Source organism: Lactiplantibacillus paraxiangfangensis, from assembly GCF_036246185.1.
Classification (GTDB): Bacteria; Bacillota; Bacilli; order Lactobacillales; family Lactobacillaceae; genus Lactiplantibacillus; species Lactiplantibacillus paraxiangfangensis.
Genome location: NZ_BTPW01000017.1, coordinates 57,730 through 72,358 on the forward strand (window position 1 = coordinate 57,730; position 14,629 = coordinate 72,358).

The 14,629-nt window shown below is 46.4% G+C and carries 10 protein-coding genes; 2 read left to right on the top strand and 8 right to left on the bottom strand.

Annotated elements, in window-relative coordinates; all coding sequences use genetic code 11:
• Nucleotides 1-13: 13 nt before the first annotated feature.
• From AAA939_RS10325 to AAA939_RS10345, 5 genes are all read right to left on the bottom strand, one after another.
• Nucleotides 14-1,801, bottom strand: a complete 1,788-nt coding sequence (locus AAA939_RS10325; RefSeq protein ID WP_338210695.1) for an ABC transporter ATP-binding protein — start codon at nucleotides 1,799-1,801, stop codon at nucleotides 14-16.
• Nucleotides 1,801-3,552: an ABC transporter ATP-binding protein gene (locus AAA939_RS10330; protein ID WP_338210696.1), complete on the bottom strand. Its 1,752-nt coding sequence runs from the start codon at nucleotides 3,550-3,552 to the stop codon at nucleotides 1,801-1,803. Before AAA939_RS10330 ends, AAA939_RS10325 begins: the two co-directional genes overlap by 1 nt.
• A gap of 137 nt (nucleotides 3,553-3,689) precedes the next feature.
• Complete coding sequence (locus tag AAA939_RS10335) at nucleotides 3,690-7,172, bottom strand: YhgE/Pip family protein (protein ID WP_338210697.1); 3,483 nt, start codon at nucleotides 7,170-7,172, stop codon at nucleotides 3,690-3,692.
• Nucleotides 7,173-7,204: 32 nt separating this feature from the next.
• Nucleotides 7,205-7,762, bottom strand: a complete 558-nt coding sequence (locus AAA939_RS10340; RefSeq protein WP_237757285.1) for a TetR/AcrR family transcriptional regulator — start codon at nucleotides 7,760-7,762, stop codon at nucleotides 7,205-7,207.
• 218 nt (nucleotides 7,763-7,980) lie between these two features.
• Nucleotides 7,981-8,310, bottom strand: a complete 330-nt coding sequence (locus AAA939_RS10345) for an ArsR/SmtB family transcription factor (protein ID WP_338210699.1) — start codon at nucleotides 8,308-8,310, stop codon at nucleotides 7,981-7,983.
• Nucleotides 8,311-8,903: 593 nt separating this feature from the next.
• Here AAA939_RS10345 and AAA939_RS10350 point away from each other — a divergent pair.
• Nucleotides 8,904-9,656 (top strand): MIP/aquaporin family protein, encoded by a 753-nt coding sequence (locus tag AAA939_RS10350; RefSeq protein ID WP_338210703.1) that lies wholly within the window; start codon nucleotides 8,904-8,906, stop codon nucleotides 9,654-9,656.
• 371 nt (nucleotides 9,657-10,027) lie between these two features.
• Here the strand turns inward: AAA939_RS10350 and AAA939_RS10355 are convergent, their stop codons facing one another.
• The 3 genes from AAA939_RS10355 to AAA939_RS10365 form a co-directional block, all read right to left on the bottom strand.
• Nucleotides 10,028-10,963, bottom strand: coding sequence for a DNA/RNA non-specific endonuclease (locus AAA939_RS10355; RefSeq protein WP_338210705.1), 936 nt, complete (start codon nucleotides 10,961-10,963; stop codon nucleotides 10,028-10,030).
• Nucleotides 10,964-11,786: 823 nt separating this feature from the next.
• A complete protein-coding gene (locus AAA939_RS10360; RefSeq protein ID WP_338210707.1) occupies nucleotides 11,787-13,298 on the bottom strand; it encodes an MFS transporter in 1,512 nt (503 codons plus the stop codon).
• 221 nt (nucleotides 13,299-13,519) lie between these two features.
• Nucleotides 13,520-14,047 (bottom strand): GNAT family N-acetyltransferase, encoded by a 528-nt coding sequence (locus tag AAA939_RS10365; RefSeq protein WP_338210709.1) that lies wholly within the window; start codon nucleotides 14,045-14,047, stop codon nucleotides 13,520-13,522.
• 245 nt (nucleotides 14,048-14,292) lie between these two features.
• On the opposite strand from AAA939_RS10365, the gene AAA939_RS10370 reads away from it, so the two are divergent.
• The coding region (locus tag AAA939_RS10370) for a transposase family protein (RefSeq protein ID WP_338230860.1) at nucleotides 14,293-14,629 on the top strand (337 nt) is incomplete at its 3' end.

A 14,629-nucleotide genomic window follows, 5' to 3' on the forward strand; every position in this document is an offset into this window, starting at 1 on the left:
AGCTTACCACAGGCTACTTAACGTGTGCAGAATTTTGCAACTGAATCATATCGTAGTAATACCCATGTTGCGCTAACAACTCGTCGTTGGTTCCCCGTTCCACGATTTGGCCCTGGTTTAAGACCAGAATCAAATCAGCATTTTGAATGGTGGACAACCGGTGCGCAATGGCAATCGTTGTACGGTCCTGTTGAATACGGCTGAGTCCCGTCTGGATCATTTCTTCCGTCTCGGTATCGACGTTAGCCGTCGCTTCATCCAAGATTAAAATCTTAGGATCCGTGACAATCGTCCGGGCAAAGGAAATCAGTTGGCGCTGACCAGATGAATAGCTAGCGCCCCGTTCAATGACCCGGGATTCGTAGTTTTCAGGCAGATCGTTAATAAAATCATCGGCCTTCACAAACTTAGCAGCTGCTCGAACCTGTTCATCCGAAATTTCGTTGTTAAACATCCGGATATTAGAATTGATGTCCCCGTAAAACATAAACGGTTCCTGCAAGACTAAGCCCATCTTTTGGCGTAATTCCGCCGCCGGATAGTCCCGAATATCCCGGTCATCAATCAAGACCTCACCCGATTGGAATTCGTAGAAGCGCATTAAAACGTTGATTGTCGACGTTTTACCACTCCCAGTCTGTCCAACCAAGGCAACCGTCTGACCCGGTTCAGCGACAAACGAGACGTCTTTTAAAACGGGATGTTCACCGTCGTACGCAAAGGTCACGTGTTTGAATTCAATCTTTCCCCGCGTAATCTTCGCGGTTGGATCAGCGTGCTGTGCTGGGGCAATCGTTTGATCGTCCATGACCCGTAAGACCCGTGAACCAGCAACGACCCCGTCTTGAAAGTCAGACAAGTTATCCATCATTTGCGTCATGGGATTGTAAAAGTTATTGAGGTACGTAATAAACGCGTAAACCACCCCGGCAGCCACGTATCCATTCAAGCCCCGGACCCCGAAAATCCCCAAAACCATCACGGTTCCTAACGCGTAAAAGAGGTCAATTAACGGACTTAATAGTAAGGAGTTGGTTCGAATCATCGCTTGACGCGTGTGGAAATACGCATCGTTAGTATGATCGAACTCACCATTGATCCGGTGCTCCTGCCGAAATTGTTGAATGACGCTAATCCCCGTAATGGCTTCACTTAATTTCGTGTTTAGCTCACTCAACCGCTCACGCATGCGGCGATAGACCTTCGAGCTGTAGCGTTGATAATACCAAATTGTCACACCTAGAAACGGCATAAAAATCAGTAACCACAATGCAATCTGACGGTCCGTCAAATACATGGCAACGAACGACGAAATCACCGCAAAAAAGGCGGTAAACAGCGTGTTAAATAACGCCCAAAAGTTAGAAAACGACATCGTATCGTTGGTCAGCCGTGACAAGATGGAACCCCCGGGAACTTGGTCAAAATACCGCATCCCCATCCGGTGTAACTTTTTGAACATCTGCCGCCGCACGTTTTCCAACATGTATTCGGCACCCATCGTGCTCGTATAGTTTTGGACAAATTGCATCAGCGCACGCACAAGCATGCCGAAGAAGTAGAGCCCGGCAAAGTACCACATCACCGTAATCGTCGCGTGACCGGTCCGTAAATAACGGTCAATAAAAGTCTGTAAAACTTTTGGTAAGTAGATGTTAACGACACTGACTAATCCTGAAAGGATGATGGCCCCAATGAAGAACCATTTAAACGGCTTCGCGTACGGCAATAAGCGTCGAATAACGGTCAGCTGTTCTTTTACGGGCATACTGCGCGCCCAAACTGATTCTCGTGCTGCCATTATTGCACCGCCCCTTCCACTTTAGTTTCCAATTGTTGACGTTCAAACATCTTCTGGTACCAACCGTGTTGCGTCATTAACTCGCTGTGCGTCCCGCGTTCAACGACGTGGCCCGCATCGAGGACGATGATTTCATCAGCGTTCATCACCGAACTCAACCGGTGCGCCGCGATAATCGTCGTCTTATCCGCCCGTTCGGCTTTTAAGTTAGCCAAAATTTCAGACTCAGTTTCCGCATCAACGGCGGACAAAGCGTCATCTAAAATCAGCAGTTCGGGGTTGATTAACAACGCCCGCGCAATCGCCAAGCGTTGGCGTTGCCCACCAGAAAGTGAAATGCCTTCTTCACCGACCTGGGTATCATAACCCGCTGGCATGTTGGCAATCTGACCGCTTAAATCACTTTTGGCCGCAACACTTTCCACAACGGTTTGAGGCACCGTGGGGTCCGCAAACCGAATGTTTTCCCGAATCGTATTGGAGAACAAGAAGCTATCCTGTGGCACGTAGCCAATTGCCGGTAAATAGCTGTCCAACGCGTACTGTTTAATATCGTCGCCACCGTAAACAATCTGACCATCATAGTTATCGAATTCACGTAGAATCAATTTCATAATCGTCGATTTACCAGCGCCGACCCGCCCAACGATACCGAGCGTCTGGCCCGCTTTTAAGTCAAATTGAACATCACTCAAACTCGTTCCGGCATCATTTGGATAATTAAATTGCTTTATTTGATAATGTAAATCACCGTGTGGTCGCTGTTCACGACCATTGCTGGAATCAATAATGGCACTTTCTTGGTTCAGTAATTCCATGACCCGGTCGTAAGACGCATTCCCACGTTCCATCGTATTGAATAACATCCCGACCGCAAACATTGGCCATACCATCATCCCTAAGTAAGTAATGAACGAGACCAAGTTACCAATCGTAATCACGTGATTGACCACGTAAAGACCACCTAGAATAATCGTCGCTGCGTAAGAAACCGCAATGATAATGGTAATCGCCGGGTCAAAAAGTGAATCTAACGTATTAACGTGGCGGTTAATTTTAATCGTTTGATCAATCTGCTCATTAAAGTCATCCATGTCCGCTTGTTCCTGACCTAGCGCTTTGATAACTTTAATCCCACTGATACTCTCTTGCGCCTTGTTATTCAGCCGCGAAAAGGCAGCCTGTGAGGCTCGAAACGCCACGTGGATCTTCTTCCCAAGGTAGCGGGAAACAACGGCTAATAATGGGAATGGAACTACCGCAATCAGCGTCAATCGCCAATCAATCAACATCATCATCGCAATCAGCGTTGTCCCACCGGTAATAATGGAATCAGCAAATTGCAAAATCCCACCACCAGCGACCCGCTCAATCGCCGTTAAGTCATTGGTTGCGTGGGCCATCAAATCCCCCGTCCGATACTTTTGATAAAAAGTCGCGTCCATTTTCATAAAATGCCAAAACAAGCGCTCGCGTAACGTCCGTTCCAGACCGGCTGCACCGCCCCAGATCGCGTTACGCCATAAATAGCGGGCGAAGTACTGGCCCACAGCCGCAGCCGCGATAATCCCTAAATAGACCGTTAACGAGTGCGCCGTTAAGTTATGCTGATTGATCCCGTCGACCACGTCACCAATAATGCGTGGGGGAATAATGCCAATAATAGCAGTCAAGATTAAGCCTAGAACTCCCGCCAAGTAGAGTTTCCACTCCCGGCGAAAATACCAGCCTAGTTTCATAAATATACTCACTGCGCACCTCTCAATCATTTATTAAAATTAAATTAGACAACCATTAATGGTAGCATACTTTTTAAATTATCCTCACTAATATGCTTGACCGCAAAAAAGGACCGGGCAATCGCCCGATCCTTTATTACAGCTTGTAATTATTTGCCAGCTTTCATCTGAATTTCAGCTTCAGCGGGAACTTGAAGGTTCTTCTTTTTCAAGAAAACCATCGAAGCCCATAGTAGCACTAAGCCTAAAATTGCAAAGATTGCGAGTACCCCAATCGATGACCAGAAGATTCCGTTACCCCAGCCACCTGTTAAGGATTGCCGGAACGCTTGAATCGAGTAGGTCAATGGCAAGAATGGATGAATTACATTGAAGAAATGGTTCGTAATTTCCATTGGGAAGGTCCCACCTGAGCCACCAAGTTGAAGCATCAGGAGAACCATCGCCAAGAACCGCCCTGGGTTATCTAGTAACATCGACAGGAACATGACAATGAACATGGAAGCCAACGCAATCATAATCGCCGTTAAGAAGTAACCGCCCATACTGATTGGCTTCAAGCCAACGATCAGTAAAGCAACACATTCAATGATGGCCATCAAGACGGCAACTGGTGCACCAACAGCGATTTTACTTAAGAACCACTGGGTTGGTGTCCCATCATCATCGGCAATCCGACGAATTGGGTAAGCAAAGTTGAAGACAATTGCCCCAACGTAAAGTGCTAACGACAAGACGTATGGTGCTAATGCGTGACCATAGTTTGGCACGTAGCTGTAGTTAGAATGCGTTAAGTTTGAAGGTGCGGCAAACATATTAGCGTTAGAACTCGTCAATGGTGTGCCATTAATCGTATCAGCACCACTTTGTAACGATTTTGCTAACGTTCCGTTTCCGTTCTTAACCTTCTTGTTACCGGCAAGCAACTTAGCTGAGTTTTGATCTAATTGGTCAGCACCATCGGCTAACTGTTTAACCCCACCGGTCAATTGACCAGTACTACCTTGAAGGGTTTGTAAGCCAGTGTTTAATTGACCAGCACCATTATCCAGTTTTTGAACCCCAGTCACTAAGGCTGGAATCTGACCGTTCATCGTATTCAAACCACCAGATAACTGTTGAACACCGCCAACTAATGCCGGAACCTTGCCGTTTAACGTGACAAGACCGCCAGTAACTTGGCTAGAACCTGATAGCAATTGTTGAACACCACCAACTAATGCTGGAACTTGACCATTTAACGTTGTCAAGCCAGTCGTCACTTGCTTTGAACCATTTGCTAGCAGACCAATTGATGAAACGAGAACTGGTACTTGGCCATTTAAATCGGAAGTTCCAGTAGCTAACTTAGATGCACCACCAGTTAATTGACTAGAGTTATCCGTTAACTGCTTAGCACCGGCCGTTAACTGGTTGATACCGGTTGTTAAAGCTGGTACTTGACCATTCAACTGGGTTAACCCGCCTTGGAGTTCACCCGCGCCAGCGTTCAACTTAGCAGAATTACCGTTTAACTTAGTCGTTCCACTGGCAAGTCCAGCCGCACCATCAGCAACTTGTTGGGTTCCGGCTGTTAAGGCCGTCGTATAACCCGACAACTTGTCAATGCCACTGGTCATTCCAGGAACTTGTGCATTCATCTGCGTCAAACCAGTGCTGAGATCAGACGTCCCCTTCTGTAATGCAGTTAACCCATTTGTGACCTTGGTTGAGCCTGCATCAAGGCTGGATACGCTCGTTGCCATCGTATTGACATTAGTAATCAATGCGTTGACCCCAGCTTCAAGTTCCTTGAAGCTATCCACGAGGCTAGTTTGTGAGCCAGTTGCTGCCGCAGCATTAGTTTTCGTCATCGTTTGAATTTGACCCATCGTGGCTTTCAAATCCGTTGCGGCTTGCGTCTTAGCAGCGTCATTATTAGTTTGACCAACACCGGCTAAACTAGCTTCCAGTGCCTTAACCTGCTTATCAGTTAAGCCTTCAGAATCCTTTAAGCCTTCAATTTTAGCATTGATTTGGCCCGTTAAATCGGTTGAACTGGTCGTCGCCGTTAACGCGGTAACGTCCTTTTGTGCGGTGGCCATTAAGCCAGCCACTTTGCTCGTATCCGTCGTATTCTGAGCGCTTGCCATCAATTTATCAACGGATGCCAAGGCTGTTTCCATTTGGGCCATGCCCGTTTGTAATTCTTGAATCTTTTGCTGGTTTTCTTGGCTCGTGCTAGCCGCTGCCAACTTGTTTAAGCCGTCAGAAACTTCAGCACTCCCACTCTTCAGTTGGCCCAAATTTGTATTGATGTCGTTGGAACCAGTCGTCAGTTTGTTAACTGAATCTGGTAATGTGGCGGTCTGCTTCTTTAAGTCTGCAACCCCAGCATTAATCCCCTGAGCACCAGTATTGGTTTGCTGAGCACCGTCATTTAATTTACCCGCGCCCGTGGTTGTTTGCGCAACCCCAGCCGTGTAGTCTTTCAAACCGTCAACTAATGCAGTTGAACCGGCCGTTAAGCGGGTCACACCGGAGGAAAGTTCCCCGGTCTTACTATTGATCGTCCGTAAACCCGTTGAAACCGTGTAAACACCGTTCGTGTAATCCACGATTCCGACTTTCAGTGCCTTAGCACCATCAGCTAATTGAACAACGCCATCGGATAAGGCGCCGGTTTTGCTGTTCAACGTGGTTAAGCCATTGCTGACCTGTTTAGAGCCACTCGTTAACTGACTAACGCCGCTCGCTAACTGACCAGTTTTACCATTTAATTGGCTGAGTCCCGTCGTAACTTGACCAGAACCATCCGTCAATTGACTGACACCACTGGCTAACTGCCCAGCACCGCTATTCAATTGGTTAGCACCATTGGCGAGTTTTGAAACCCCACTTGCTAACGGGCCCGTTTGACCATTTAATTGATCTAAACCAACCTTCAAAGCGCTACCGCCGTTTGCCAATTGCGCAATTCCGGCTGGTAATTGTTGCACCTTCGTGTTTAACTCCGTCGTCCCATTTTTTAACGTGTGGACGCCCGTTGTATAAGTTGTTAACCCATCTTGAAGTTCAACGCCACCATCTTTAAGCTTTGTCGCCCCATCCGCTGCTTGTTGGTAACCCTTACCAGCAGTCTTAACTTGTTGGAACATGGTTAAGGCGTAAGCTTTGGTGACTTCTGAACGAACATTAGCGTTCAACTGAGTGGCCCCAGCATCACTAATAACCTTCCCAATGTAGTTCAGAGAAGCATTGGTGGAGTAGTGTAACTTCATCTTTTGCGGATTAGCACTCGTGACCGTCGTCGCATGCTTCGAAAAATTGCTTGGAATCGTGACGACCATGTAGTACTTACGATTTTTCATCCCCTGCTTGGCTTTTTCCGCCGAAACGAAACGCCAGCCGAGTTGTTTATTCTTTTTAATGTTGGTGACCATTTGTTCACCAACTGCAAATCGTTTGCCTTGATAGTTCACTGGCTTATCGTTATTAACGACAGCCACCGGCAAATCCTTTGTTTCCCCATAAGGATCCCAGACAGATGTCAGAAAGAAGACACTGTATAAAAACGGGATCAAAATCATAACTGAAACTGAAATCCATAGAATTTTGCTATGACGAATGGACTTCCATTCATCGCGAATCATTTTCACTGACCTGAAACCTTCCTTCAAAGAAATTAAACTGAATGCTGCTCAAGCGAGAACACCGTTGCTAATGTTGCCCGAATCGTGGCTTGGGTACTTTCGGCTTGACCATCACGTCCGCTGTTACTCAACCATTGCACAATACTCATGACGACCCCACTTACCAGATACGCCGTTAGATCTGGATGTTGGGACTGGCGAATCGTGATAAACACCCGATCCGTTTCCTCCGTCTGAGCCAGGGTCACAAAACAATCATTAATGACCCGCTGTGAACGGCTATTGTCACCCTCCGGATTAGTTACTAACAAATGCCGTAATATCTGCGTGTGGGTACCGATAAAACGAGCCATGATTGCCGAACCAGTTGCGTCCGTGCGCTCCGCGGCTAGTAACTCTTCCAAAGCATGCATCACCATTTGGTAAAGTAAATCGAACTTATCGGTATAGTACCGATAAAAGCTACTGCGATGTATAAATGCCTGTGTACATATTTGTTCAACCGTAATTTGCGAGATTGAACGCTGCTCCAACAATTGGTACATCGCCCGCTGTAAATCTAGCTCCGTACGAATTGAAATTATAACCACTCCCCTTTTAAATTCTTATATTGAACGCAAAAATATAGTTCCCGTAAATCACCGCTACACCCGTGCGTCAACCTTTAAGATAGTGCTAATCCCAAAACTAGCGTCCCCGATCAAGTTGACCGCCATGTGCCACTGAATTCTTTCATTCGAATACACGAATGCTTATGCCGTAAAAACACCGCTGCACCTAGACGCAACGATTTTTCATAACGATTCAATTAGCGTAAGTACGGTTTTAACTCTAAATCAGCCTTCAACGTATGGATCAAATGTTCCACTTTGTTTAGTGGGGCATCAAAAGTAATGTGATAAAAGTTCCGCGTCCCTTGATGTTCTACCGAAACAAAATGATGATCCTTCAACGTCTTCAGCTGATGGGAAACTGCTGGTTGCGAGATATGCATGATTTTAGTCAACTCGCCCACGGTCAACCCGTGTGCATGTTTAGTTAGTTCAATCATAATCTGTTGCCGACGTTCATCCGCTAAAACTTCGAAAATCGGAATCGTTTCGCGGAATTCTTCGAGCGCTTCTTCACTGCTAACCATGTTTTACGGCCTCCCTATATTCTTTCATTCTAATATTTGAATGTATCAATGATAAACCATTTATTTTCCATTTGCAACACCCTTTTGTTAATGTCTGATTTCAATACAATTTCATAATAATGGCCTTCACCACGAGGCAGAAAACGGTTGCGCTAGCGGGAGCGTAGCGGTCATACTAATAGTCTTTAATCTACTAGCTTTGGATAAAGTGAATGTCGTTTTACCCGGGCATCCTTGGTCGTAAATTGCCAATCTACGGGGGGCTTCTTTTCATTCCGTTCGCGACACCAAGTTTCTAATTCTTGTCGTAACTTGCCAATTTCTGGAATGCGTCGGTTAAAACATTGTCGTGTTAATAAGTTCAAGCCAATTTCAGCTATATTTAGCCAACTACCATCATGAAAGCTACGTCCCACTAGTACCAAGCGTAAAAAGATTTTAATTTATTCCCGCCAGCAATATTATTTTTAACCAACATTACAAACGTTGTTTAACGAACACAACCATTTTTAATGTAAGCGTTTACATAAATGCTGTTTTCCTGTATATTTCAAGGTGTACAACTAATTAATCCATAACTAGGAGGATGCATTATGAGTGGTACCTGGGATGCACGTTACGCTGCTGAGTTTTTTGGTACTTTAATGTTAGTTTTATTTGGGAACGGGGCGGTTGCCAACTCGTTTCTAAAAGCCACCACGGCTAATGGTGACGAGGGTCAAGCGAATGGGGGTTGGATCTTCATTGCGTTTGGCTTCGGCTTCGGGGTCATGCTACCAGCGATGATGTTCGGCGCCATTTCGGGTTGTCATATTAACCCGGCAATGACGATTGCCCAAGCCTTAGCAGGAATCTTTCCTTGGTCACATGTGGCCGGTTACTTATTCTGGCAGTTTGCCGGCGCGATTGTGGGGCAATTATTAATCGTGGCAATCTATGCCCCACATTACAAACGTACCGATGACGCGGGTCGAATCTTAGCAACCTTTGCGACTGGCGACGCGACTGATAGTAAGTTTAATGGCTTTGTCACTGAAACGATTGGGACGGGTTTCTTGGCATTCGGGGCAATGGGCCTTTACCGGGGCGTCTTTTTCCACAACAATGTGGATATTGCCAACATTGGGGTCGGGCTGTTAATCATGACAATGGTCATTGCTTTAGGTGGTGCCACCGGGCCAGCCTTGAACCCCGCTCGAGATCTGGGTCCACGGCTCGTTCACGCCATTTTGCCAATTACCCACAAAGGCTCTTCTCACTGGGACTACAGTTGGGTACCCGTGCTCGCACCAATTACCGGCGCCATTATCGGTGTTTTCACTTATAAAATTTTCTTTGGGTTATAGCATTTATTCAGGAACGACAAAAACCGCGATTACTCGCGGTTTTTCTTTGTGACGCACAAAAAAACGTCCAACCACGCAGTTGGACGTCTCAAGGGTAATTAGTACTAACAATCAAACAAACGATTGGTTAGCAATAACGTGGTTGGGAGCCGACGTTATTGTATGGAAAAATCACAGGCACTTGGGAAGGAACCCGTTCATTCAGGTCTTTACAAACGCTACTTGTTAATATAATTGAGAAAAATAGCAATTAACGGCGGTTAAGCAACGTTTATGCTATCAGTATAGCGCGGACTCCGCCGTTTGCCAGTCTGCTTTAGCCCCGTTGTCTTGGAATAGGACAATTTTCATAGATTGTACCAGTCTTTCATTTAATTGTTCAAGTGCTTCTTAACGTACTTATAGCCATAACGGTAAAGCTCTTTTTCCACTTGTTTAGAAGTCGCTGGCTTTTTAGAATACTGCCGTGACTGACTAGTATTGGCGCTGCTATTCACTTTATCCGCCCCGGCAACTTGCATGGCACTATCGGCTTTACCCCGACCAGTCGCATAGTCAAAGTTGACTCCGGGCTCAACGTTCCAGATATACACGTTAAAGTTAACGCTACCATCAGTTGACACTGCTTGGGACCAATAGCCCCGTGGCATTAATTCGTCACCACGAAAGACCGTCGTCACTTTATAAATGACTTTCTTCCCTTGTTCCATGGCTGTGCGCACCTGATCTTCATAAATCTGCATCGTCTTTTGGTTTGAGTACGCCGTTTGCGTTGCCAAATTTTTAGGATTGTCCAAGCTACCATCTTCCCCCGAACGGTATTTCCCGGTATTAGTCAGGTTAAATGACAACGTGTAGGCAATCAAATGGCCGCGGTTTTGCGGGTAAACCCGCTTCCCGTTAACCTTGATTGGTTGGTTATGCCAACCAGTTGGACTCCACGTCTGCGCAGTCCGACCAGCTGACCGCCCCAAGTTCGCTTTGCTTAAATAAGCGGTATCCGTTGTGGTTCGGTTGAGCCGGTCCAAGTTACCGTAGTCAATTTTGGAATTCTTCCATTGACTAGCTTTTAAGGTGCTTTTCCCACTATTGACCTTAATGGCCGCTGCCCCACCAGACTGATACGTCATTTTGGCTAACTGTTGATACGTTTGTTGCTGATTACCAGACGTCTTTGTCTCACTGGCAGTCGTCGCCGACTGACTTGACTCGGTATTAGTCGTGCTCGTAACCGTACTACAACCACCCAGTAATAACCCCAAACTCATTACGCCCGCTGCCAACGCGCGTCGTGTCCATTTTCTCATGCTCTCTTCGCCCCATCTTTTTTAGAATACTTCTATATCATACCGTACTTTCGATAGGGGAACAAACGTTTTATTATTGGGATTCTAAGTTATCCGCTCCGTCGGGCAGCATTGGGTGCTATGGGGGATGGTTCCAGCCATGGTGCGGTCTGGAACCTCGATGCAAAGCCGTTAGCCCGCGTCTTTGCATCGCCCCGCAAGATTGGCGTAAGAACCACCCGCCAATCTTGCCGACACAGCACCCAATACTACCCGATTTCGCTATTCCTATTATTATGATTTCAAAATCCAATACACTATCTAAGTTTGTTCCTGATAACATCTGTTGCGAGGAGCAAAGCCACTTTTGGGCTTACACCTGCTCCACGACCGCATGTTATCAGGAATAACCGGACCATGTCATGGATAATTAATTTTCATTAGTTCAAGCCTAAATTTTACTTTTCAACCTCTAAATCAAACTAAAAAAGGTAACCATCAAAGATGTAGTTACCTTTTTAATCATTCATCTAAAGGTTGAGAGGCCTAAAATTACTGTCAACACTGCACCAGTAATAATCGTTATTCCTAAATCAGTCGCTCCGTCAGACAGAATAGTCTTACTATTGTTATTTTGATCGGATACTCGGAGGCTGTCGCTGATGGCATCGGTCGTGAAGGTGGTGTTAGAGCGGCGGTTTTTTGCCGGTCTTTACACCACGGACGGTCCGGGACAATTGTGCATTTTGCAATCGTTCCGGGCGAGGGGCTAGACCGTTTTTCAGGCTAGACCCGGTCCCACGACCGCATGTCATCAGCGGCAACCGGAATAGCTTACAAGTAACTAATTCAAATTATGATGGGCACCTAATGCTGACCACCAATGATGCGCTGGCTTTGATTTTGGTGCACAAAAGCCCCAGATATTAACGGCCAACCCAATGACCAATAAAATTAAGGCGACGCCCATAATGTGGTGTAACCCAGTATGCAAGATTGTCCGCATGGCGGGCAATAAGTGCGCCGGCAGCTTGCTGGCGCTGGTCGCATCGCTGAGTTCATTCATCATGTTCATCGTAATTTGTCCACCCGATTTAGCAACCCCGGTCGTCAACGCGTGGTTCAATACGATGCTATAAATCGACGCCATAAACGTCTGGCCAAGCATCCGAACTAATAAGCTAAACGACGTCGCAATTGGCACGTCTTGGTGGCGGGCCTGCTGCTGAACGCTGACCTGCAATACGGTAAAGCAAATTCCAATCCCGCATCCCTGAAACGCACTCGCCAACAATAAGAAGCCGTAGTTCGTCTGACGTCCAGCCAAAGCAAGTAGGCCACAGGCAATCAGCATGCCCCCAAAGCCAATCATCACAACGGTTCTAGTCGACCACCGACGCTCCATGTTCCCACTCCACTGAGCCCCTAAGAAGTTCGTCACGGAACCGGGAATCTGGGTGACGCCCCCGATAACGGCCGTCGTTCCAAGGAGTCCCTGTGCCCACATTGGGACGTAGACGTTAAATCCAACGAAGAACCCGTAAATGAGGAAAAACATGACAAACGCGGCTAACAGGTACCGATTTTTAAAGAGCCGCAACGGAATAATCGGATCACTTGCCCGGCGTTCGACCATCGTCAATGCGACTAGCAGGCTAATTGCGAGTAAAATAATCAATCCAATGATGACAGTTGGTAACTTGCCAATCATTTCAATGCCGACTAATAGGCTCACGAGGCCACCACTGAGTAGAACAGCGCCCAAGTAATCGACCTTATCCGTCGCGGGTTTAACAGCTGGCGCCCGGTATAACCATTGAATAATGGCAATCGACGCCAACCCAATCGGCACGTTAATGTAAAACACCCAGTGCCAACCAAAGTTATCCACAATAAAGCCACCCACTAGTGGCCCAATAATTGCGGCGGTACTAAAACTGGCCGTCACGTAGCCAAATACTTTCCCACGCTTGACCGGATCTTGGTAAATCTCAGCGTAGATGATATAAGGAATCGCGGTCATCCCGCCACTCCCAATCCCCATCACGGTCCGCGCCGCAATGAGAAAAATAATGTTTGGTGCTAGACCTTCAAGGAGGGCACCAAGTACAAAGATCAACGTGGAAATCTGGTAAGCGGACTTATTTCCAATCCGTTCCCCCAACTTACTCCAGAGTGGCGTCGTTACCGCGCCGCCCAGTAAAAATACGGCAACGATCCACCCCATCAGCTGTAAGCCGTGCAAGTCACTAATAATGGCCGGCAACGCCGTACTAATGATGGTACTATCTAAACCGTTCATTGCGTTGGATAATAGCAACGCAATCGTCACGATCATAATGACTTTTTTCGACACCTAAATTCCTCCAAAATATGTAAAAACTGATTGTAAAATAAACACACTCTTTTAGCCTACACTACTTTTCTGAAGGTGACCACGGTCTTTTCAGAAAAGGTCGCAAAAAACGCCCCGTTCCGGCTGAAGGAACAAGGCGTCAATTCTAAAGCGTGTTTATTTCGTTGTTGCTAAGTGGCTAACTCAACAAATTGAGTATAAAACCTGAAACCCGTTACAGGTCAAGCACTTTTTTCACGTTGCCACTCATTTTTATTCAACCCATACGCCATGACGTGAATTAGTTCGCCAGACGGCAACGTAAAGGTTTGTAGTTCCCCTTCATCGTGCATGCCTAATTTTGCCATCACCCGACCAGAACGCGGGTTCACGCTCGCATAGTGGGCCTCGATGTGGGTTAGTCCTAGGCTTTCAAATCCGTACGCCATCATTTTTTGACCGGCTTCCGCAACGTAGCCGTGGCCCCATGCTGCCGGGCTCAGTGCATACGTCAGTTCACCCATGTGTGCATCGACGTGGAACTCGTAAAACCCAATCAACTGGTGGTCCCGTTTGCGTTCCAATCCGAACGTTGTCGTTGAATCCGCCATGAAGTGGGTCTTAAAGGCATCGTCGAACGCGGCTGGCGTCTCGAGCGTGCGATAACGCAAGTAAGCCACTACTTGGGGATCTAAAATCATCGCCTGCAGTGCATCGTGATCACTGGCCTGGATTGGGCGAATCAGTAAGCGTTCCGTTTCAAATTGCATCTCCGTATGCCACCTCTTAGTTCTGCTTAATTTACTCTGTCAGTATAGCCATAAATTGGCAAATGTAAATTATTTTGCTTGTTTTCACACCCTACTCAGGTCATCGCCACCAAAAAATGGCTCTAGAATATTGGGTGTTGATGGATTTCCATCAACACCCAGTTTTTGTGTAAAATAAAAAGGACAAATCTCCTCAATGCACCACTAGCACCGACCAAAGTAAAAGTAAAGGCAAGTGAGAAAAGATGTCCCAAAACCATTTTATCGAAGATACTCTTCAAATTAAAGACCCAAATATTATTTGTACTGATATTGATAGTAGTGATCCAAGCAAACAGGTTGTTCACGCCAAACTGACCTATCCTTTAGAGAACTGCCCACTTTGTGGCCAGCCAGAAGTAGTACGTTTTGGGACTAATCTAATTAATGTCAGAATGCCCCCAGTCAAAGAACGGCCAATTATTTTAAAATTGCGTAAGCAACGTTATCGGTGTAAATCCTGTAAGCATACTTTTAGCGCACAAACATCATTAGTTAAACCGCATTGCCAGATATCAGAAGATACGAAGCAAATGATTATCT

Excerpts from the sequence above, each read along its gene's own strand:
- AAA939_RS10325 (WP_338210695.1), bottom strand. The coding sequence starts at position 1,801 with ATGGCAGCACGAGAATCAGTTTGGGCGCGCAGTATGCCCGTAAAAGAA.
- AAA939_RS10335 (WP_338210697.1), bottom strand. The coding sequence starts at position 7,172 with ATGATTCGCGATGAATGGAAGTCCATTCGTCATAGCAAAATTCTATGG.
- AAA939_RS10345 (WP_338210699.1), bottom strand. The coding sequence starts at position 8,310 with ATGGTTAGCAGTGAAGAAGCGCTCGAAGAATTCCGCGAAACGATTCCG.
- AAA939_RS10350 (WP_338210703.1), top strand. The coding sequence starts at position 8,904 with ATGAGTGGTACCTGGGATGCACGTTACGCTGCTGAGTTTTTTGGTACT.
- AAA939_RS10355 (WP_338210705.1), bottom strand. The coding sequence starts at position 10,963 with ATGAGAAAATGGACACGACGCGCGTTGGCAGCGGGCGTAATGAGTTTG.
- AAA939_RS10365 (WP_338210709.1), bottom strand. The coding sequence starts at position 14,047 with ATGCAATTTGAAACGGAACGCTTACTGATTCGCCCAATCCAGGCCAGT.